This is a genomic window from Tahibacter amnicola, from assembly GCF_025398735.1.
GTDB lineage: Bacteria > Pseudomonadota > Gammaproteobacteria > Xanthomonadales > Rhodanobacteraceae > Tahibacter > Tahibacter amnicola.
In genome coordinates, this window is record NZ_CP104694.1 from 6172126 (window position 1) to 6192384 (window position 20259).

Sequence of the window (20259 nt, forward strand, 5' to 3'; positions counted from 1 at the left end):
TGCCGATCCACCCTCCCACCTTCTGGGCTACCCTGCCCGGGTTCCCCGCGGAGGTATCCATGTCACGCCTGTTTACCGGAGGCTTAGCCTTCCTGTTCGTCCTTGCCGCGCAACCGTCCACGGCGGCCCTGTCGCTGGACCAGATCATGGCCGACCCGGACTGGATCGGCCCGGCCGTCGAGGCCCCCTTCTGGGCTGTCGACGGCAGCGCCGTGTACTACTCGCTCAAGCGCACCGGCTCGCCCATACGCGACCTGCATCGGATCACACTGGGCGATAAGTCTGACCACATCCTCACGGACGCCGAACACGCCAGCCGCGACGCCATCGGCGCCGTCTTCGACACCGCACGCCAGCGTGCCGCCTTCGTCCGCAACGGCGACATCTTCGTGCGCGAACTGCCGGGCGGGCGCCTGGTACAGGTGACGCGCACCGCCGAAGACGAATCATCGCCGCAGTTCTCCGCCGACCAGCGCCAGCTGCACTATCGCGTGGGGAACGACTGGTTCAGCTATGACTTCGCCAGCGCCATCAACGCCCCCATCGCCCTGCTCAAGGCCGAGAAGAACCCCGACGACAAAAAACCTGGCGAGTTGGAAGAGCTGCAGCTTCGCCTGATCAGTACGCTCAAGCGTGACCGCGACAACCGCCTGGCACAGAAGGCGCGCGAGAATGAACTGCGCAAGACAGACCCCACTCGCGCCGTGGCCCCGCATTTCCTGGGCGATGACGTGAAAATCGCCGATACGGCCCTGTCGCCATCCGGCCGCTGGCTGGTAGCGGTGACTACGCCCAAATCCTTCGATGCGGGCCGCGCCGGCAAGATGCCCGACTACGTCACCGAATCCGGCTATGAGGAAGTCGAAGACGTCCGTACCCGCGTCGGCCGTGGTGACCCCGTGCCGCACACCGTGTGGTTCATCGATCTTGAAACCCACACGCGCACCGAGCTTTCGGTAACAGGACTCGACGGCATCAAGGACGACCCGCTCGCGGCCGTCCGCGCGGAAAATGCGAAGGTCCGTGATAAAGACAAAAAGACAGATTCTTCCAAGGAGAAGAAATCCACAAAAGAAGCGAAGGAACCTGCCGCTCGCCCCATCCAGGTCGCCGGCGTGCAGTTTACGCGCGACGGCAGCATGGCCGCCATCCAACTGCGCGCCAACGACAACAAGGACCGCTGGATCGCCACCGTCTCGCCGGACGCAAAACCGGCACTCACGCAGCGGCACCGCCTCACCGACCCGGCCTGGATCAACTGGAACTTCAACGAATTCGGCTGGCTGCCGGACAATCGCACGCTGTGGTACGTCTCCGAAGAGACGGGCTACGCCGGCCTGTACGTACGCCAGGGCGACCAGAAGCCCACGCGCCTGGCCGGCGGATCGTTCGAGATCTCGACGCCGACGGTATCGCCGGATGGTCAATGGATCTACGTACGCGCCAATGCCGAGGCGCCGTATGTCTATGACGTCTACCGTGTACCGGCCCGCGGCGGCGAGTTCGAACGCCTGACCACGCTCAAGGGCGTGGAAGGGTACAGCCTCTCGCCCGACGGTACGCAGCTGCTGCTGGCTCATTCGGGCAGCTACCAGCCCCAGCAGATCAGCGTGCGCGACGCCCAGGGCCAGCTGCACGCACTGACCGACACACGAACAGCGCAGTTCAAGGCCATGAGCTGGCAATCGCCGGAAATCGTTGCGGTGCCCTCCAGCCACACCAGGGCGCCGATCTGGGGCAAGCTGTATCGCCCGACGACGCGCAGTGCGCAGCCCGCGCCGATCGTGCTGTTCGTCCACGGCGCCGGCTATACGCAGAACACGCACCTGTCGTACCCGTACTACTTCCGCGAGCAGATGTTCCACAACCTGCTGACGGAAAAGGGCTACCTCGTGCTGGATCTGGACTATCGCGCCTCCGAGGGCTACGGGCGCGACTGGCGCACGGCGATCTATCGCCAGATGGGCACGCCGGAACTGGAAGACCTGATCGACGGCGTGAACTGGCTGGTGAAGGAACACAACGGCGATGCGAAGCGCGTCGGTGTCTACGGCGGGTCCTACGGCGGATTCATGACACTCATGGCAATGTTCCGCGCACCGGATCGCTTCCATGTCGGCGCCGCGCTGCGGCCGGTCACCGACTGGACCCAGTACAACCACGAATACACCTCCAACATCCTCAACACGCCGCAGGTCGATGACCTGGCCTATCGCCGCAGCTCGCCGATCGAGTTCGCCGACGGCCTCAAGGGCCCGCTGCTGATCGCCCACGGCATGATCGACGACAACGTGTTCTTCCAGGATTCGGTGCGTCTGTTCCAACGCCTGATTGAACTGCACAAGGACAACGTGGAACTGGCGCCCTATCCAATGGAACGGCACGCGTTCACGCACGCCTCCGCCTGGCGCGATGAATACGCGCGCATCCTGAAACTGTTCGAAGGCACGCTGCGGACACCGCAGTCTGGCACCACCGGCGCCGCCGCCGCGCCACCTGCCCAGTAAGTGACGGACGCCAGTGTCGCGCAGCGCTGCTACGCGACACTGGCACCGAAAATCGAAAGGCCCGTTTCCGCCGCAAAGCGCTCGATCGCTGCCGCTGCCGCGATCGAGTTGCCGTTCGCATCCAGCCGCGGCGACCAGGCGCACAGGCTCATGCGTCCCGGCACCACCGCGAGAATGCCGCCGCCCACGCCGGTCTTGGTCGGAAGACCGATGCGACAGGCGAAATCCCCCGCTGCATCGTAGGCGCCGCAGGTAAGCATCAGGGCATTGATGCGCCGTGCCGCCAGTGCATCCACCACCGGCGATCCACCCAGCGGATCACGACCGTCGGCCGCGAGAAACAGGCTCGCGCGCGCCAGGTCCGCGCAGCTCATGGCGATCGCGCACTGGGCGCAATAGGCATCGAGCACCGTCGCCGGCTGGCTGCCCAGTTTGCCGAAGCTGCGCATGAAATGCGCAATGGCCGCATTGCGGTCGCTGTGCTGCCGCTCCGAACGTGCCACGCCCGCGTCGATGGCGACATCCGTCCGGCCAAGCAGGCCATGGATGAACTCCAGCACCGCGCGCTCGGGCTGCAGGAAGCGCTGGCACAGCACGTCCGTGATGACCAGGGCACCGGCATTAACGAAGGGGTTGCGCGGAATACCCTGCTCCCGCTCCAGTAGCACCAGCGAATTGAACGGCGTACCGGAAGGCTCGCGGCCAACCCGCCGCCACAAGGACTCGCCTTCCCGGCGCAGCGCCAGGGTCAGCGCAAACAGCTTTGAAATACTCTGGATCGAAAACGGTTCCGTGGCATCGCCGGCCCGCAGCACCGTGCCGTCGAGCGTGGCGATCGCCATGCCCAGCCGGTCCGGCGGTACTTTCGCCAGCGCCGGGATGTAATCGGCGACCGCGCCTTCGTCGCAGCGCGAGCGCGTCGCGGCGACAATATCGTCGATCAGCGCCTGCAGAGACGAGGCGTTCACCGCACGGCCAGGCCAACGGAATGGGCCACTTCGAGGACGACCGTCGTGGCCTCGTCGAGCGCGTCGTCGCGCGGCGCGATGCGGGGGCGCGCGTCCAGCGTGCAGGTCAATGCCCGCTCAAGCAGGCAGGCGTGAGCCGCCAGCAGCTGCGTGGCCTGCGGTTCGTCGAACAGTCCCAGCTTCGCCGCCGCGCGGATCAGCCCGCCGCTGTCACTGCTGGCGAGCAGTTCGCGGTGATCCGCCGCATGTGCCAGCACCAGTGCCTGTAGCAGGAATTCGATATCCAGCAGCGCGCCGGCCCCTTGCTTGAGGTCCAGCTCCACCGCGTTGGACCGGTCGCGTTCGGCACGCCAGCGCGCACGCATATCGGCGACATGGCGCAGCACTTCGGAAGGTTGCCGCGGCTGCCCGAGCACCGCGCTGCGCGCCTGGTCAAAACGAAGCGCCAGCTGCGGGTCGCCGGCGAGGAAGCGCGACCGCACCAGGGCCTGGTGTTCCCAGGTCCAGGCCCGCTCGCGCTGGTAGTCGGCAAATCCCTGCACGCTGGTCACCAGCAGGCCCTTGCCACCATCCGGACGCAGGCGCACATCCACTTCATACAGGCGGCCGGCACGCGTGAGCGTGGTCAACAGGTGCACCACGCGCTGCGCGATACGCGCGAAGTAGCGCTGGCCATCCAGCGGACGCGGGCCGTCGCTTTCGGCCTGGCCCAGGCTTTCGTCATAGAGAAAAACGAGATCCAGGTCGGAAGCGAATCCCAGCTCGGCCGCCCCGAGCGACCCGTAGCCGACGATGCCCAGCCCGCTGCCATCGGTGGCATGGCCGGGCATCCGGCCATGCTGGCGGATTGCATCGCGCTCGGCCTGGGCCAGTACGGCTGCAATGATCGATTCGGCCAGGACGGCCATTCGTCGCGCCGTCTGCACCGCATCCGCACGCCGCGCCAGGAACGCAAGGCCCAGACGGAAACCCAGGCTGTGCTTGAGCTCCTGCAGGACCTCGATCTCTGCCTCGGCGTCGGCCTCGTCGAGCGTGGCGACGCGACGGGCGATCTCACCCTCGATGGCGCGGCGGTCGACCGGCACCTGCTCCAGACGCGGGTCGAACAGGTCATCCAGCAGCAGCGGATGGGCGATCACGCGCTCTGCCAGCCAGGCGCTGTCGGCAAACAGCGCGATCAGCCGGCGCCGTGCGCCGGGCTGCTCATCCAGTAGCACCAGGTAGGCGGCGCGACGCACGATCGCGTGCAGCAGGCGCACCAGGCGTTCCAGGCAGGCTGCAGGTACACGCGTCGCGGCAGCGGCCTGCAGGAGCTGCGGCATCAGGCGATCGAAACGCTCGCGCGAACTGGCGGCCATCACGCGGACCGACGGTGATCGCGCCAGTCCCACCAGCGCCTCGCGCACCGGCTCGCCGGGAACGAAACCGGCGGCCTCGAGTGCGGCCGTGGTATCGCCGTTCCCGTCCGCATCGATCGCGCGCCACAGCGTGATCCAGCTGTCCGGCGTGGGCGAATGCGTTTCGGGCGTGAGCGGCGCCAGCAGCTGGCGGAACTCCTCGGCAACAATGGCACGCTCGACGGTCAAGGCTCGTCCGAATGCGTCGGCATCGGGAAAGTCCAGCGCGCGGGCAATGCGCCCCACGAGATCCGCATCACCCGGCAGGGCGTGCGTCTGTTCGTCGCGCAACATCTGCAGCCGGTTCTCCACGCGCCGCAGGAACAGGTACGACTGGCGCAGCTGGGCCGCGCGGGCCCGATCGAACAGGCCCAGCTGCTCGCAGGCCGCCAGTGCCGGCAGCAGGCCGCGCACGCGCAGGCTGGGCTCACGGCCACCGCGGATCATCTGCAGCAGCTGCACGATGAACTCCACTTCGCGGATACCACCGGGGCCGAGCTTGAGATTGTCGGTCAGGTCTTTGCGCGCCACTTCAGCGTCGATCAGCGCTTTCATCTCGCGCAAACCGGCGAAAGCGGTGTAGTCGAGATAGCGCCGGTAGACGAACGGCCGCAGCGTCTCGGTCAGGCGCTTGCCGGCCCCCAGGTCACCAGCGACCGGGCGCGCCTTGATCCACGCGTAGCGCTCCCAGTTGCGGCCTTCGCGCTGGTAGTACTGTTCCATCGCGGCGAACGACAGGGCCACGCGGCCGGAATGGCCGAACGGGCGCAGGCGCAGGTCCACGCGATAGACGTAGCCGTCCGCGGTCACCTCGGCCAGCAGCTTGACCATCTGCTGTCCGACGCGCGCGAAAAATGTTTCGTTGTCCACGACACGCGCGCCGTCGGTCTGTCCATTCTCGGCGTAGGCGAGAATCAGGTCGACGTCGGAGGAGAAATTGAGCTCGCCGCCACCGAGCTTGCCCAGGCCCAGCACGACCAGGCGCTGTGCCTTGCCTGCGCTGTCACGTGGCGAGCCGTGGCGGGCGCCCAGGTGCGCCTCGGCGTAGCGCAGCGCCAGTTCGATACAGGTTTCCGCCAGCGTGCTCGATCCAGCGAGCGTATCGGCGACTTCGTCCAGTCCGTTGACGTCGCGCCAGATCAGGCGCAGCGCCTCGCGCTTGCGGAAGCGGCGCAGCGCGCTCATCTGGCGCGCCTCGTCGCGTTCAGTGGCATCGAGCTGGTAAACCCGCGCATCCGCCGGACGCGGATCGCTCATCAGCATCAACGCATCGGGCGCCATCAGCGCCGGATCGCGCGAAAAGCAGTCGTAGGCGAAGTCGCTGGCCAGCAGCACGCGCTGCAGCTGCTCGGCAACGCCGGCATCGTCATAGAAGGGAACGCCGCATTCGCGGCAGCGCGCCAGCAGATGGCTGTAGCGGGATTCGGTGAGGCCTGCGAAAGGCGCGACGGTCGTGGGCATGAAGGCCGATTGTAGCCTTGGCCGGCGTGCCGGATGTAATACCCCGGTCCGGCCTCCCCGCAGCGGGGAGGCCGGCACTTCCGATAGAGCCGAGGGTTATGGTTCGAAGCCGTTGCGGAAGATCAGGTCGGCGCCAACGCTGCAGCTGCTGCCGTAGAACAGGCGTACGTCATCGATCCACCAGCCGTCACGGCCGACGGAATTGTCGCTGCCTGTACGGAAGCGCAGCTTCACGATGCGTCCGGCGAAATCCGCCAGGTCGGCCTGGACGCGGCTCCATTCCAGGTGTGCGCCATGCCAGGCGTTGCGCCCCGGGAACGCGCCGGCGGAATTGAGCGCCCCGTTATAGCCGCCTTCGATGAGGCGATTGGCGTTCGCGGGCACCGGCCCCTGCGCCGCAAGGATGTCCGTCCAGGTCGTTCCGCCGTCGAGCGAGTATTCCAGCACCGCACCGTCGTAGGCCGTCTCCAGCTCGTAGCGGTGCCAGAACTCCAGCAGCACGCCGCCCTCGGCCGGCACGGTGACGGGAGTGATCTGGGTCAGGGTGCGGTCCTGCACCTCGCCCGGATCCGGCGAATGCCAGGCACGCGTGGGCGAATGGACATGATCGGTGACGACGCTGAATCCGCCGTTGGCGGGGCCGGTGCCCGCCGTGACCCAGGAAGCAGCCCCTTCCACGTCATCGCCGAAGGCCACGATGTCCGGTCCCGTCGGCCGTACGTCGAGACGCTGCGTGTTCGTATCCTGCAGACCACTGGCGCACAGGCCGTTGCCGGAACCGCTGATGTCCTCGGCACGCACCGCGTAGTAGTAGCGCGTGGCGTTGGCAACTGTGGTGTCGGTAACCTGTGTATCCGTGACGCACGAACGGATGAGGTTGTCCGCCGACGGCGTGAAGTTCGCGCTGGTCGAACGGAACACGTTGTAGCGCATCTGCCCCGCCGCTCCGCAGCTGGGGGTTGCCGAGGCCCAGCTCAGCTGCGCCGCGCAGGTGGCAGTGTGTGCATTGGTGGCGGCGCCAAGGCCCGTGAATGCGGGCGCCAGCGTACATACGCCCGTCGCCACGGCGTTGGAGCACTGGCTGAGCACGGATTCGCAGGGCTGGGTTGTGTCGTAGGACGTCACCTTGTAGCTGTAGGTCGTGCCGCCGGAGACCGTGGTGTCGACAAAGCGGGTGGCATTTTCCACATCGCCGACCGGCACGAAGGTGGCGCCGGGGCAGGCACCGGTCGAACGCAGGATGCGATAACGCGTTATGCCAGGCACGGCCGTCCAGGTGACCGCGACGCGGTTGGCGCCGTCCACCGCCGCAGCCACGTCTGTCGGTGCCGCCGGCAAGGTGCATTGGCTCACGCCGTCCAGGAATTCCGCTGCGCCACCGGTGACCGGATCCAGGTGCGACTTCACCGCCGTGGCCGGCGTGCCACCGCCCTCCCAGGCGTTGGAAAGCCGGCCGTAGAAATCCGACAGGTCACCGCCGGTGGAGCCGCACTGGGACGGCCCGCCACTGAGCACGCCGACGAAGCGCTTGTCGGCACTGTAGAGCGGCGAACCGGAGGAACCGGGCTCGGTCACGTTGGGCACCACCGTGGTCGGCGCCGGCGTGATACCCGGCAGCAGCGGCGGCGTGGGGTCCCAGTACGGATGCAGGTGGCTGTTCTGGCCACCGGAGAAATTGGAAACTTCCATCGTCTGCTCGACGAAGGTGATGCGCTTTTCCTGCACGCCGGGGTGATGGATGCTGGCACACAGCCCTTCGGTCGATACCAGGTTCGCCGGCGCGGTGCAGGTGTGGCTGCGGTCGCGCCGGTCCCAGCCGGCCCAGTAGAGATTGTGTGCGGGATTGGCCGGCTGCAGGAACTCCACCAGGGTGAAGTCCGAGTTGAACGCGCTGCCGATCTGCGCATTGAAGGGGCTGCCGGTCTGCGCCAGGAAGCGAGCGCCGGTGGATGTCGTTGTCGGTCGCGGAACCGATGTGCCGCTCGCCTGCGAACCCGGCGTGCGGCAGCTGGCCGACTCGTAGTTCCAGTAGGCCACCAGGGTGGCTGCGACGGAATCGGAGCTCACGCCGCAGTGCGTCGCCGTGGCGAACAGCATGCGCCGGTCGTTGGCCGTGTTGTTGAGCAGCGAACCGGTACAGGCGAAACTGCCGTTGCGGGAATAGGCGGCGACCGACCGGCGCGGCTGATTCCAGCTGTCGTTGTTGCCCAGGCAGGCCACGTCCATGTTGCAGGCGCCCGAACGGCAGTACTTCGCCGTCGCGCCAAAGCCACGATAGCCCTGCCCGATGTGCACGAGGCCCAGCTTGACCTCGCCCTCCTTCCCGGCCGGAACGACCAGTTCCACGCGCGCCTCGGCGACCGGAAGTATCGGTGTCCACAACTGCGCCGACGGGTTGTTGTCCCGCTCGGTAAACGGGCCCAGCACCTGTTTTCCATCGCGGGACACGATGCGTAGCGACGCACCGGCCGGCAACTGGAACGGGTTGAAGCCGAAGTTGAGATGCACCGCGTCCGGCGTGTGGACGTCAAACTGCCACTGCCGCGACCCGTCGGCGCGCGATGACCACAGGCCATCCGCCGTGGGATTCACCGCGACGGCGCGCGCAATGGCAAACCGGAACGCTTCGCCCTTCCGGTCGTTGCGTTCGTCTTCCGCGGCGATCGAAGCCAGGTCCAGGGCCTCAAAGCCGATGGCACTGCGATCGGGCGCCATCCCCGACGCCGATGCCTGTCCCCCAATGCCAAACAGCCCTGCCAGCACGAGGCCGGCAAACATACTTTTGCGCACTGTCATCTCCCTTTGCGATGAAGACGCCCGCGCCGGCCACGGGCGGCCAGCGAGGTCGGACGTCATTCGATTGCCGGCGCGTGCAAACGACGCCGGACGCTGTGGCCGGATCGGTCCACTCCGGCGGCGCCAAGGATAATTACGCTACAGTGCAACAAATAGACATTACGCCACGCATCCGCGCACAAGGGCATAAAAAAACCCGCCGCAGTCGCCCGCGGCGGGTTCCCTCCCCGCAGGCTCTGTGGCCCGCGCGGCCGGATTGTGGCGATCCGTCCTGCGGAGTCACGCGGCAGCGCAGCACGGAGCGCAGTGTCCGGCCGCCCTTGCCCCCGTCGACATCGTGCCAAAGTGGTGCCAGCCACCCAGGCAATCCGCCGCCCCATATCCAACCGATTGATCTGCAAAGCTAATTCCAAACCGGAATGGCACATGTCGCGGCGGCATAACCGAATAACCCCCCATCCTTTCCGCCGCCCCGCACCGATCCCTAGCATCCCCTGTCAGTTGGCGTTTAGACGTCCAAATGATTCGGTGCTGCCATGTCCTCCAACGCCGCTCTTCCACTCATTCCGCTGCCCGAAGCCAAGGCCGGCGAACTGCTGCGGCTGGTCGACGGTCTCGACAGCAGCGCCCTGTGGTGGCTGTCCGGCTATGCCGCCGGGCTCGCTTCGCAGCCGGCATCGCTGCCACGCGCCGTCAACGCGGCGCTGGCCAAGGACGCAACGCCCGCGCTCAAGCTCTCCATCGTGTACGGCAGCCAGACCGGCAACGCCAAGCGCCTGGCCGAGCAGCTGGCGCAAAAGGCCGAAGCCGCCGGAATCGCGGTGCGTCTGTTGCGCGCCGACGCCTACCCGACGCGTGAACTCAAGGCCGAGCGCCTGCTCTACATCGTGATCAGCACCCAGGGTGATGGCGATCCGCCGGACGACGCCCGCGGCCTGGTCGAATTCATTGCCGGCAAGCGCGCGCCGGAACTGCCCGAACTCCAGTACGCCGTGCTGGGTCTGGGCGACAGCAGCTATCCGCAATTCTGCGCCATCGGACGCCAGCTCGATGAGCGCCTTTCGGCGCTCGGTGCGCGGCGCCTGGTCGCACGCGGCGATGCAGACGTCGACATCGACAGCATCGCCAAGCCCTGGCTGGAGCAGGCCCTCACCGCCGTGCGCGAAGCGACCAAGGGCGCTGCGCCGCTGGCGACAGTCACGCCGCTGCGTCCGCCCGCCGCGCCCGCGTTCTCGCGTGAGAAGCCCTTCGCCGCCGAGTTGATCAAGAATCAGCGCGTGACCGGCCGCGGCAGCGACAAGGACATCCGTCACGTCGAACTGTCGCTGGAAGGTTCCGGCCTGCGTTACGAGCCGGGTGACGCGCTGGGCCTGTGGCCGCGCAATCCGGCGGCACTGGTTGACGCCGTGCTCGATGCGCAGAAACTCAACGGCGATACGCCCGTCACGCACGACGAGGTCACGCTGTCGCTGCGCGAATGGCTGTCCAGCCGCCGCGAGCTGACCAAGCTGGCGCGTCCCTTTGTCGCGCAGCACGCGGCGCATGCCGGTGATGCGGAACTCAACCGGATCCTCTCACCCGACCACGCACCGGCGCTGACGCGCCTGCTCGGTGAGTACCAGATCATCGACCTGCTGCGTGCCTTTCCAGCGGCGTGGTCCGCCGAGGAACTGGTCGCCGCCCTGCGCCCGCTGGCGCCGCGCCTGTACTCGATCGCCTCGAGCCAGCGCCTGGTCGGCGACGAAGCGCACCTGACCGTCGCGCACGTGCAGTACGAAGCCTTCGGCAGCACGCACTGGGGAGCGGCGTCGCACCAGCTGGCCGCCAGCGACGAAGGCGCGGCCTTGCCGATTTTCATCGAGCACAACGATCGCTTCCACCTGCCCAAGGACACCGCCCGCGACGTGATCATGATCGGTCCCGGCACCGGCGTGGCACCGTTTCGCGGCTTCGTACAGGAACGCCAGGCCATCGGCGCTACGGGCCGCAACTGGCTTTTCTTCGGCAATCCGCATTTCCGGTCGGACTTTCTCTACCAGACCGAGTGGCAGGAAGCGCTCAGGAACGGCTCGCTGCACCGGCTGGACCTCGCCTTCTCGCGTGACCAGGCGGAAAAAGTTTACGTGCAGCATCGCCTGGTCGAGCAGGGCCGCCAGCTCTACGCGTGGATTGAATCCGGCGCGCACGTATACGTCTGCGGTGACGCCACGCGCATGGCCAAGGACGTGCACAACGCGCTGATCGAAGTGGCCATGAGCCACGGCGGCAAGAGCCGCGAAGACGCCGAAACGTATATCAACCAGTTGCAGCAACAGGGCCGTTACGCCCGAGACGTGTATTGACGATGAGCGCGTTGCCTTCCCCCGTTGAAAAGATCAAATCCGAAAGCCGTTACCTGCGCGGGACGCTCAAGGAAAGCCTGGCCGACGCCGTCACCGGCGCGCTGCGCGAATCCGACACGCAACTGATCAAGTACCACGGCAGCTACCAGCAGGACGACCGCGACGTGCGCGAGGAACGGCGCCAGCAGAAGCTGGAGCCGGACTACAGCTTCATGATCCGTACCCGTACGCCCGGCGGTATCGCGACGCCGGAACAGTGGCTCAAGCTCGACGCCATCGCCACGCGCTACGCCAACGGTACGCTGCGCGTCACCACGCGGCAGGCGTTCCAGTTCCATGGTGTGATCAAGCGTGAACTCAAGGCGACACTGGCAGCCATCAACGGCAGCCTGATCGACACCATCGCCGCCTGCGGCGACGTCAATCGCAATGTGCTGGCGGCGGCCAATCCGCTCGAATCGCAGGTCCACGCGGTCGTGTACGAGCAGGCCAAGGCGCTGTCGGAGTACTTCCTGCCCAAGACGCGGGCGTACTACGAGATCTGGCTCGACGAAGAGCAGGTTGCCGGTACGCCCGAGCACGAACCGATCTACGGCGCGACCTACCTGCCACGCAAGTTCAAGACCGCGTTCGCCGTGCCACCCGTCAATGACGTCGACATCTTCGCCAACGACCTCGGCTTCATCGCCGTGGTCGAGAACGGCGTGGTGGTCGGCTATAACGTCACCGTCGGCGGTGGGTTCGGCGCCACCCACGGCGATCCGACCACCTATCCGCGACTGGCCGATGTCATCGGCTTCGTGACGCCGGAACAGGTCATTGCCGTCGCCGAAGGCGTGATCACCACGCAGCGCGACTGGGGCAATCGCAGCGAACGCAAGCGCTCGCGCCTGAAGTACACCATCGATGATCATGGCCTCGACGCGTTCAAGGCCGAAGTCGAGCGCCGCGCAGGCTTCGCCCTTGCGCCGGTACGACCGTTCCATTTCGATCACAACGGCGACCGCTTTGGCTGGGTCCAGGGCCACGACGGCCGTTGGCACCTCACCCTGCGCATCGAGGCCGGCCGCATCGCCGACCGCGGCGAGCGACGTCACCTGAGCGGCCTGCGTGAAATTGCCCGCATCCATACGGGCGATTTCCGTCTCACACCGAACCAGAACCTCGTCATCGCCGCTGTCGCCGACAGCGACAAGGCGCGCATCGACGCCCTGGTCACCGAATACGGCCTGGACGGCTTCCGTACGGCCAGCCCCGTGCGTCTCAACGCGCTGGCCTGCGTTGCGCTGCCGACCTGCTCGCTGGCCATGGCCGAGGCCGAGCGCTACCTGCCCGATTTCCTGACCCAGGTCGAGACACGCCTGGCTGCGCACGGCCTGCGGGACACGCCGATCAATCTGCGCATTTCCGGTTGCCCCAACGGCTGCTCGCGCCCCTACCTGGGTGAAATTGCCCTGGTCGGCAAGGCACCCGGCCGCTACAACCTGATGCTCGGCGCCGATCACCGCGGCCAGCGCCTGAACCGCCTGTACAAAGAGAACAGTGGCGAGAGCGACATTCTCGACACATTGGACGGCCTGTTCGCGCGTTATGCCGCCGAGCGCGAAGCCGATGAAGGATTCGGCGACTTCCTCGTCCGCAGCGGCATCGTGGCCGCCAAGGCCGGTATTCCGCTGGAGATACGTGCATGAACTTTCCGGACCTGATCAGCGCCGCCGAAGACGCCCGCGCGCTGTCCGAACTGAACCAGAAACTCGATGCGCTCAGCGCGCAGGACCGTGTCGCCTGGGCGCTGGCCAGCCTGCCGCAGAGCCGGGCGCTGTCCTCGTCCTTCGGTGCGCAGTCAGCCGCCTCGCTCCATCTGGTGACCCAGCAGACGCCGGATATCCCGGTGATCCTGGTCGATACAGGCTACCTTTTCCCCGAAACCTACCGCTTCGCCGACGAGCTGGCCGAACGGCTCAAACTCAATCTCAAGGTCTATCGCCCGAATATCAGCCGAGCCTGGATGGAGGCCCGCCACGGCCGGCTGTGGGAGAACGGCGTCCAGGGAATTGACGAATACAACCGCCTGCGCAAGGTCGAGCCGATGCGGCGCGCGCTGGAGGACCTGGCCGTCCGCACCTGGTTCGCCGGCCTGCGCCGCGCACAGGCCCGCTCGCGCAGCGACGCGCAGGTGCTGGAACTGCGCAACGGACGCTGGAAGTTCCATCCGCTGGTCGACTGGACCGATCGCGACATTTACGTCTACCTGCAGCAGCACGACCTGCCGTACCACCCGCTGTGGGACGAGGGCTATGTCTCGATCGGCGACGTGCACACCACGTCGCGCTGGGAGCCGGGCATGCGCGAAGAAGACACACGCTTCTTCGGCCTGAAGCGGGAGTGCGGTATCCATGTGGAAATCTGATTCCGCGCGTGCTGCCGCCGCATGGCGATGTTGACGCACGCGCTGGCACGGCAATAGCGCCGCCACGCGGCGTCCAAACCCCGAATACCTGCATCCGGCCACCGAAGCCGGACTTCGCCCACGGCTGATTCCCATGACCCATACGGCTCTTGCTCCGCAACTCGTCGATACCCTCAATGCGCCGCACGGCGGCGTGCTCAAGGAGCTCTACGTTCCCGCCGCCGAACGCGCGGCCCTCAAGCAGCGCAGCGCGACGCTGCCCGGCTGGGACCTTTCCATCCGTCAGCTGTGCGACCTGGAACTGCTTCTCAACGGTGCCTTCTCGCCGCTGGAAGGCTTCCTGACCCGGCGCGACTATGACCGCGTCGTCCAGGAACTGCGCCTGGCCGACGGCACGCTGTGGCCGATGCCGATCACGCTGGATGTATCGGAGGCATTCGCCGCCAGCATCCAGGTCGGTGCCGAGATCGCGCTGCGCGATTCCCAGGGCGTGCCCCTGGCCGTGCTGGACGTGCAGGACATCTATTTTCCGGACAAGCTGCGCGAAGCCCGCGAGGTCTTCGGCACCACGGATACCACCCATCCCGGTGTCGCCGACCTGCTCGAGCGCAGTCATCCGGTCTATGTGGGCGGCACGCTGCGAGGCATCCAGCCGCCGCAGCACTACGACTTCGCCGAACTGCGCCAATCCCCGCGCGAACTGCGCGACTGGTTCGCCCGGAACGGCTGGGAAACGATTGTCGCCTTCCAGACGCGCAACCCGATGCACCGCGCCCATCGCGAGCTGACGCTACGCGCGGCGGAGCAGGTTGGGGCACGCCTGCTGATCCAGCCGGTGGTCGGCCGGACCAAGCCCGGCGACGTCGACCACTACACCCGCGTGCGCTGCTACCACGCCCTGCTCAAGCACTATCCGCGCAACGAGGCGACGCTGTCGCTGCTGCCCCTGGCCATGCGCATGGGCGGCCCGCGCGAGGCGGTATGGCACGCCATCATCCGCAAGAACTACGGCGCCTCGCACTTTATCGTCGGACGCGACCATGCCGGCCCCGGCAACGATCGCGACGGCAAGCCCTTCTACGATCCCTTCGCGGCGCAGGAACTGCTCGCACGCCACCAGCAGGAAATCGGCATCCGCATCGTGCCGTTCCCGGCGATGGTCTATGCCGCCAATCGCGATACCTACGTGCCGTCCAACGAAGTGCGCCCCGACGACGTCGTCAAGGACATCTCCGGCACCGAGCTGCGCCGCCGCCTGCAGACCGGCGAAGACATTCCCGAGTGGTTCACCTTCCCGGAAGTGGTGGACATTTTGCGCGAACGCTACCCCGCGGGCGCCAAGAAGGGTGTGGCCCTGCTCTTCACCGGTCTTTCCGGTTCGGGCAAGTCGACGCTCGCCGAAGCGGTGATCGCCAAGCTCCTGGAACGCAGCAGCCGGCCGATCACGCTGCTCGACGGCGACGAGGTGCGCAAACACCTGTCCAAGGGACTGGGGTTCTCACGCGAGGACCGCGCCGCGAATGTCACGCGCATCGGCTGGGTGGCCAGCGAGATCGTCAAGCACGGCGGCATCGCCATCTGCGCGCCGATCGCACCATACGCCGACACACGGGCGGAAATCCGCCGCCTCGTCGAACAACATGGTATTTTTGTGGAGATATACGTTTCTACGCCGATTGACGTATGCGAATCCCGCGATCGCAAGGGCCTGTACGCGCAGGCCCGTGCCGGTAAGATTCCGCAATTCACCGGCGTGAGCGATCCCTACGAAGTACCCGCCAATCCCGAGTTGTCCTTCGACACCAGCACCGCCGACGCCGGCGCGCTGGCCAACCAGATCCTGGCGCATCTGCGCAATCGCGGCTGGCTGGTCGACTGACCCTCCCTATTCAGCGGTATTGCCCCGCCGAATGACGTGACGCCCGGCCCCCTGTGCCGGGCGTCGTCGTCCTGGTACGGAAAGAATCTGAAAATTCCGAGGAATCTGCAGGATTCCCGCGGATTCGCCGCATTTCGCACACGCCTACGCTGGTGGCCCCCACAAGGAGTCCACCATGCATCGACGCATCGCACTGCTGGCAATAGTGCTGGCCACCATCGCCTGCCAGCCGGATGGCGCCATCGCCGCCACGCCGATCCACAAATGCCAGCGCGCCGACGGGCACGTGACATACCAGGACATCGCCTGCCCGGCAGACAACCAGGAACTGCCGGTCGGCTGGATGCCGCGCGAGGTGACGCCCGCTGACACGGCTGCGCGACCGCACACACACAGCTGGCCGCAGCGGCCGGCGCTGCTGCCGCGTGTGGTAACCCGCCCGGCGCGATCCAGGCCCGTGGCGGCCGCCGTCTCCTACGAATGCCGCGCCAGCAATGGTGAAGTGTTCTACCAGCACGTGGGCTGCCCGGCGACGATTCCCGCCGACCTGCGCAGCGCTGGAAAGTCATCCCGGCGGCGCAGGAATAGTGGCAGCGGTGACCTCGCCGTCACCGGCCGTCCGATCGCGCGTGCCGAAGCCTGCCGTCGCATCCACGCCGCCAGCGCAAGTGACCGTCCCGGGCATGCCCGGGACGAAGATGTTTCCACTTACGAACGGATACTCGGACGCGATTCCTGCGACTGAGCCGCCAGCTCCGCACGCACATGGGGCGGCGTGTTGACCACCTGCGGATCGCACACGATCACCTCGCCGGTCAGGTTGTCGCGTACCACCAGTGCCAGCTGCATCAGGTAGGGCGCCGTATTCCGGTTCTCCACCTGTACCCGGCGCCGGTCTGCATCGATCAGCGGTTCGCCCAGCTGCTGCAGGGCGTCGCTGCTGATCAGGCTTTCGATGACCAGATCCTTGGGGGTCTCCTTGGACAGCTGGAAATCCAGGATCGCCGCCGTGTCGCCCGTCTGCACCGGGTGGGGATCGAAGGTGAAGAAGTAGCGGCCATTGCCGGCGTTGCCGCCCTCGTGAATACGCGCAATCGACAGCAGGATCGGAATGGTGCGAACGATCTGGGTGCTCATGGTCTGGCCCTCAGGGTGAGTGGTGGCGTGCGAACCGCAGGTAGTCCGGATGACGGTACCCCATGCGGTCCAGACGCTGTTGCAACGCACGGGCGTCTTCTTTCCGGTTCAGCAGGATCAAGGCGCGCTGGCGAAGATCGATACTGGTGGCGTCCCGCGCCGAGGCGTCGCCGTCGAGCGAGGCCAGCAGGTGCAGTGCATCCTCGCTGGCCGCCAATTCAGACGTTGCTTTCTCGGCGCGCGCGGCGAGCAGGTTCTGCAGCAGGCGCTGGGACTGGGAATCCTGCGGCGCGCGCGCCAGCACAGCTGTCTGCTCCGCAACCAGAACATCCAGGACGCCCGTGGCACTTTCCGGCGCCGCCGGATCCAGCTGGTGGCTGCGCCAGCGTGCCAGTACCTGCAGCCGGCGCCAGGTGACGTTGTTGGGCGACTTCTCCAGGAGCGCGCTGATTGCGCCGAGCCCGGACTGGGTCAGCGACCGCGCACGTGCGATGTCGCCGGCAAATTCGGACGCCGTTCCATTGTGGATGGAGGCCAGTGCGGCATCGTGCTGCCAGGCGACGTTGCTGGGGTCCGAAGCGGCCAGGTCCACAAGCGCCCCGCGCGCCGCGTCATAGTTGGCCAGTGCGACGGAACGTTCGCCGCGCATGAGCGCGATACGCGCGACATGCATCCGCGCCAGCGCTTCCCGGTGGCGCCAGCGCGGATCGTCCGGACGACGATGGCGGACAATGCCAAGCGTCGTCAGTGCCGCCTCGTACTGCGTCGCGGCGGCGGGCAACGCCAGCTCGACTTCCTCCAACGTGCCAAGCCAGGTCAAGGTGTCGGCCAGGTCCGCCAGGATGGCGTCATCGTCTGGCGCCGCCTCCGCGGCGGCGCGCTTGAGCGTTGCCGATTCGGTGAAACGCAATCGGGCGGCAGCATGGCGGTTTTCACGCAGGTCCAGTGTGGCCAGGTTGTTCAGCGCGTACGACAGTTCCAGCGTTGCGGCAGGATCTTTCGGTTGCAGTGCCACCACGCGCCGGGCCGCTTCCAGATAACGCTGCCAATGCGTGGCGGCGTCCGCATACCGCGATTCCTGGAAAGGAATCTGGCCCAGCCAGAATTCGGCCAGCCCGAGCTCGGTCCAGGCCTCGGCGTCGTCCGGCGCGCGTGCGGTCAACGCGCGCGCCAGATCGCTGGCGTGGGCGAAGGCTTCGGCCGGCGCCGATTCCGCGCGTGCCAGCCGGATTTCACCGATCTGCCGCGACGCGCGGATACGCAGCAGCTGAGTGCGCGCGTTATCCGGATCCGCCGGCAGTGACACGAGATAGCGCATCGCCTCGTTGCCGACCGCATCGAGCACGTCGAGCTTGCCCAGGCCGCGCAGGCGTTCGGTCAGGTCGCCCAGCATGAAGCCCACCAGCCCTTCCGCCTGGCTGCGTCGCTGCTCCGCCTCGCGCTGGGCAAACAGCGCCAGCGTGCCGGCAACGGCGGTCGCAAGACTGAGCACGATGACGACAGCGATTCCGGCGATCCAGCGCCCCCGCTGGCGACGCCGGCGACGCGCGCTGGCCCGCACGAAATCCTGGATGTCCGGTGGCAGCGGCGCGTGTGCCTGGTTGAGCAGCGCTTCGCCGTCATCCAGCTGCGCGCCAGACGGCAGCAGAAAATCCGCGCGGCGTCCTTCGGTACACCAGCGCCGGAATGCCTGTTCCAGGCGGGTTCTCGCGAGTAGCAGGCGACGGTTCTCGGTCACCCAGTCGCGCGCCCGCGGCCAGTTGCGGAAGAGCGATTCGTGCGCAGCCGCGAAAGCGGGAATCTCGCCGCTGCGCTCGGCGACGAAGAGGCGATGCTCGACCATGGCCTCGGCCAGCCGACGCTCGTCGTCATCGGCCAGGGCGCTCCAGGCGACACGCCGTCCGACCGGCACGGTTTCATCCGGCCCGAGCGCGACCATCCGGCGCAGAAGCACCGGCAGGCGCTGCCGACTGGCAGGCGGCAGCATTGCGAAGGTGGCCTCGGCGCGCTGGCCGAGCGCGCCGGCCAGTCCGCCGATGTCGTGCAGGGCGGCAAAGCTCAGCACGCTGCCGCCTTCGCGCCGCTGGTAAAGCTCGACGAGCGCATGCGCGAGGAGCGGCAGCGGCTGCGGTTGCGCAATGGCCTCGTCGCGCAGCACATCGTCCAGGCGCATCGCGGTGTGTGGGTCGGTGTCGAAACGCAGGCCCGCCGCCAGTGCGGGCGCGCGGATGATCTGCGCCAGCTCACCGGCGGTGAGCAGGGGAATGTCGACGGTGCCGTCGCCGGATTTCAACTCCGCCAGCGCAGGCACATTGCCCAGGTGCTGGTAGAAATCGTCGCGACACGACGCGATGACCGCAATGCGTCCGTTGCTGATGAGCGCCGACAGCATCTGGCAGCAGCGTTCCAGCGCATGAGTGGCACCGGCGGTGAAAGCCCGTTCGAGCTGGTCGATCACCAGCAGCACGACGGCCGAATCGTCGGCCAGTCCACCGGCGGCGCGGCGCGACAGGCGTTCGTCGAGCAACAGCGCGACATGGGTCGGTTCCGATTCGAGCAACTCGACCAGGAAACTGCGTTCGGCGGGGAAGAACACGGGTTCGCCACCGACTTCCCATCCGAGCAGGCCATCGGCCAGTGCCGCCGCGGCGCCGTCGGTCAGGCGCAGGGCATCCAGCGTGCTGGCCGACAGCACGCGGCAACCATCGAAGCCGCCTTCCTGTTGCAGCAGCGGCAACACGCCAGCCTGGATCAGCGAGGTCTTGCCACAGCCACTGGGCCCAAGCAGCAGCACAAAGCCGCATCCTTCACGTAGCCGGGACCGCAGCCGCGACAGCACGGCCGCCTGCGCCCTTGTCCGCCCGAAAAAGACGTAGCGATGGGCGGAGCCATAGGCACCCAGGCCCACATACGGGCATCCGCCGCCCCAGACGGGCAGCGAGGCGGGCGCGGCGCGGTATTCCTCCGGAAAGGTGACCTTGGCGACGATGCGGTAGCCCCGCTTGCGGATGGTGGCGAGGTAGCGTGGCGCAGTCGCGCTGTCACCCAGTGCGCGCCGCAGCTGCGCGATGGTCTTGTGAACGGGGTTGTCGCCGTAGAACGTGCCGCGCCAGCATTCGATCAACAGCTGTTCGGCGCTGACCACTTCGCCGGCGCGCTCACACAGCACGACCAGCACATCCATCAGGCGCGGTTCCAGCGGGACGCGTCCACGCGCGTTTTCGATGGCGCACTCGGCCGGCAGCACGAGCCAGCCGCCAAGGCGGAACCGCGAGGAGACGGAGGAAGCGACGGTCGCCATCGACAGGACACACCAAGCGGGACGGACATCGTAATACAAAGCATCGGAGTTTTGGGCCGCG

The 20259-nt window shown here is 67.0% G+C and carries 11 protein-coding genes; 6 read left to right on the forward strand and 5 right to left on the reverse strand.

Translation table 11 applies throughout. The features are described 5' to 3' along the window. The first annotated feature begins 59 nt into the window (after positions 1-59). Positions 60-2507 (forward strand): S9 family peptidase, encoded by a 2448-nt coding sequence (locus N4264_RS24460; protein WP_261694819.1) that lies wholly within the window; start codon positions 60-62, stop codon positions 2505-2507. 29 nt (positions 2508-2536) lie between these two features. On the opposite strand, the gene N4264_RS24465 is transcribed toward N4264_RS24460, so the two are convergent. From N4264_RS24465 to N4264_RS24475, 3 genes are all read right to left on the reverse strand, one after another. Further along, positions 2537-3475, reverse strand: coding sequence for a glutaminase (locus N4264_RS24465; protein ID WP_261694820.1), 939 nt, complete (start codon positions 3473-3475; stop codon positions 2537-2539). Beyond that, positions 3472-6333, reverse strand: coding sequence for a bifunctional [glutamate--ammonia ligase]-adenylyl-L-tyrosine phosphorylase/[glutamate--ammonia-ligase] adenylyltransferase (gene glnE, locus N4264_RS24470; protein ID WP_261694821.1), 2862 nt, complete (start codon positions 6331-6333; stop codon positions 3472-3474). Before glnE ends, N4264_RS24465 begins: the two co-directional genes overlap by 4 nt. Before the next feature lie 96 nt (positions 6334-6429). Next, positions 6430-9123, reverse strand: coding sequence for a fibronectin type III domain-containing protein (locus tag N4264_RS24475; RefSeq protein WP_261694822.1), 2694 nt, complete (start codon positions 9121-9123; stop codon positions 6430-6432). A gap of 542 nt (positions 9124-9665) precedes the next feature. On the opposite strand from N4264_RS24475, the gene N4264_RS24480 reads away from it, so the two are divergent. The 5 genes from N4264_RS24480 (at position 9666) to N4264_RS24500 (ending at position 16505) form a co-directional block, all read left to right on the forward strand. After that, a complete protein-coding gene (locus tag N4264_RS24480; RefSeq protein WP_261694823.1) occupies positions 9666-11471 on the forward strand; it encodes an assimilatory sulfite reductase (NADPH) flavoprotein subunit in 1806 nt (601 codons plus the stop codon). Between the two features lie 11 nt (positions 11472-11482). Continuing rightward, positions 11483-13162: an assimilatory sulfite reductase (NADPH) hemoprotein subunit gene (cysI, locus tag N4264_RS24485; RefSeq protein WP_261697700.1), complete on the forward strand. Its 1680-nt coding sequence runs from the start codon at positions 11483-11485 to the stop codon at positions 13160-13162. Further along, positions 13159-13881: a phosphoadenylyl-sulfate reductase gene (locus N4264_RS24490; protein WP_261694824.1), complete on the forward strand. Its 723-nt coding sequence runs from the start codon at positions 13159-13161 to the stop codon at positions 13879-13881. The genes cysI and N4264_RS24490 overlap by 4 nt, the downstream gene beginning before the upstream one ends. 133 nt (positions 13882-14014) lie before the next feature. After that, a complete protein-coding gene (locus N4264_RS24495) occupies positions 14015-15760 on the forward strand; it encodes a bifunctional sulfate adenylyltransferase/adenylylsulfate kinase (RefSeq protein ID WP_261694825.1) in 1746 nt (581 codons plus the stop codon). 175 nt (positions 15761-15935) lie between these two features. Further along, positions 15936-16505 carry a hypothetical protein gene (locus N4264_RS24500; protein ID WP_261694826.1) on the forward strand — a complete coding sequence of 190 codons (570 nt, stop codon included), beginning with the start codon at positions 15936-15938 and terminating at the stop codon, positions 16503-16505. Here N4264_RS24500 and N4264_RS24505 read toward each other — a convergent pair. Together N4264_RS24505 and N4264_RS24510 are read right to left on the reverse strand one after the other, a co-directional pair. Further along, positions 16469-16897 carry a hypothetical protein gene (locus tag N4264_RS24505; protein ID WP_261694827.1) on the reverse strand — a complete coding sequence of 143 codons (429 nt, stop codon included), beginning with the start codon at positions 16895-16897 and terminating at the stop codon, positions 16469-16471. The two genes, N4264_RS24500 and N4264_RS24505, sit on opposite strands and share 37 nt — an antisense overlap. Before the next feature lie 10 nt (positions 16898-16907). Continuing rightward, positions 16908-20198: an nSTAND1 domain-containing NTPase gene (locus N4264_RS24510; protein ID WP_261694828.1), complete on the reverse strand. Its 3291-nt coding sequence runs from the start codon at positions 20196-20198 to the stop codon at positions 16908-16910. Positions 20199-20259 lie beyond the last annotated feature (61 nt).

Coding starts and splice junctions, on each gene's coding strand:
- N4264_RS24460 (WP_261694819.1), top strand. CDS start 60: ATGTCACGCCTGTTTACCGGAGGCTTAGCCTTCCTGTTCGTCCTTGCC.
- glnE (WP_261694821.1), bottom strand. CDS start 6,333: ATGCCCACGACCGTCGCGCCTTTCGCAGGCCTCACCGAATCCCGCTAC.
- N4264_RS24480 (WP_261694823.1), top strand. CDS start 9,666: ATGTCCTCCAACGCCGCTCTTCCACTCATTCCGCTGCCCGAAGCCAAG.
- N4264_RS24490 (WP_261694824.1), top strand. CDS start 13,159: ATGAACTTTCCGGACCTGATCAGCGCCGCCGAAGACGCCCGCGCGCTG.
- N4264_RS24495 (WP_261694825.1), top strand. CDS start 14,015: ATGACCCATACGGCTCTTGCTCCGCAACTCGTCGATACCCTCAATGCG.
- N4264_RS24500 (WP_261694826.1), top strand. CDS start 15,936: ATGCATCGACGCATCGCACTGCTGGCAATAGTGCTGGCCACCATCGCC.
- N4264_RS24505 (WP_261694827.1), bottom strand. CDS start 16,897: ATGAGCACCCAGATCGTTCGCACCATTCCGATCCTGCTGTCGATTGCG.
- N4264_RS24510 (WP_261694828.1), bottom strand. CDS start 20,198: ATGGCGACCGTCGCTTCCTCCGTCTCCTCGCGGTTCCGCCTTGGCGGC.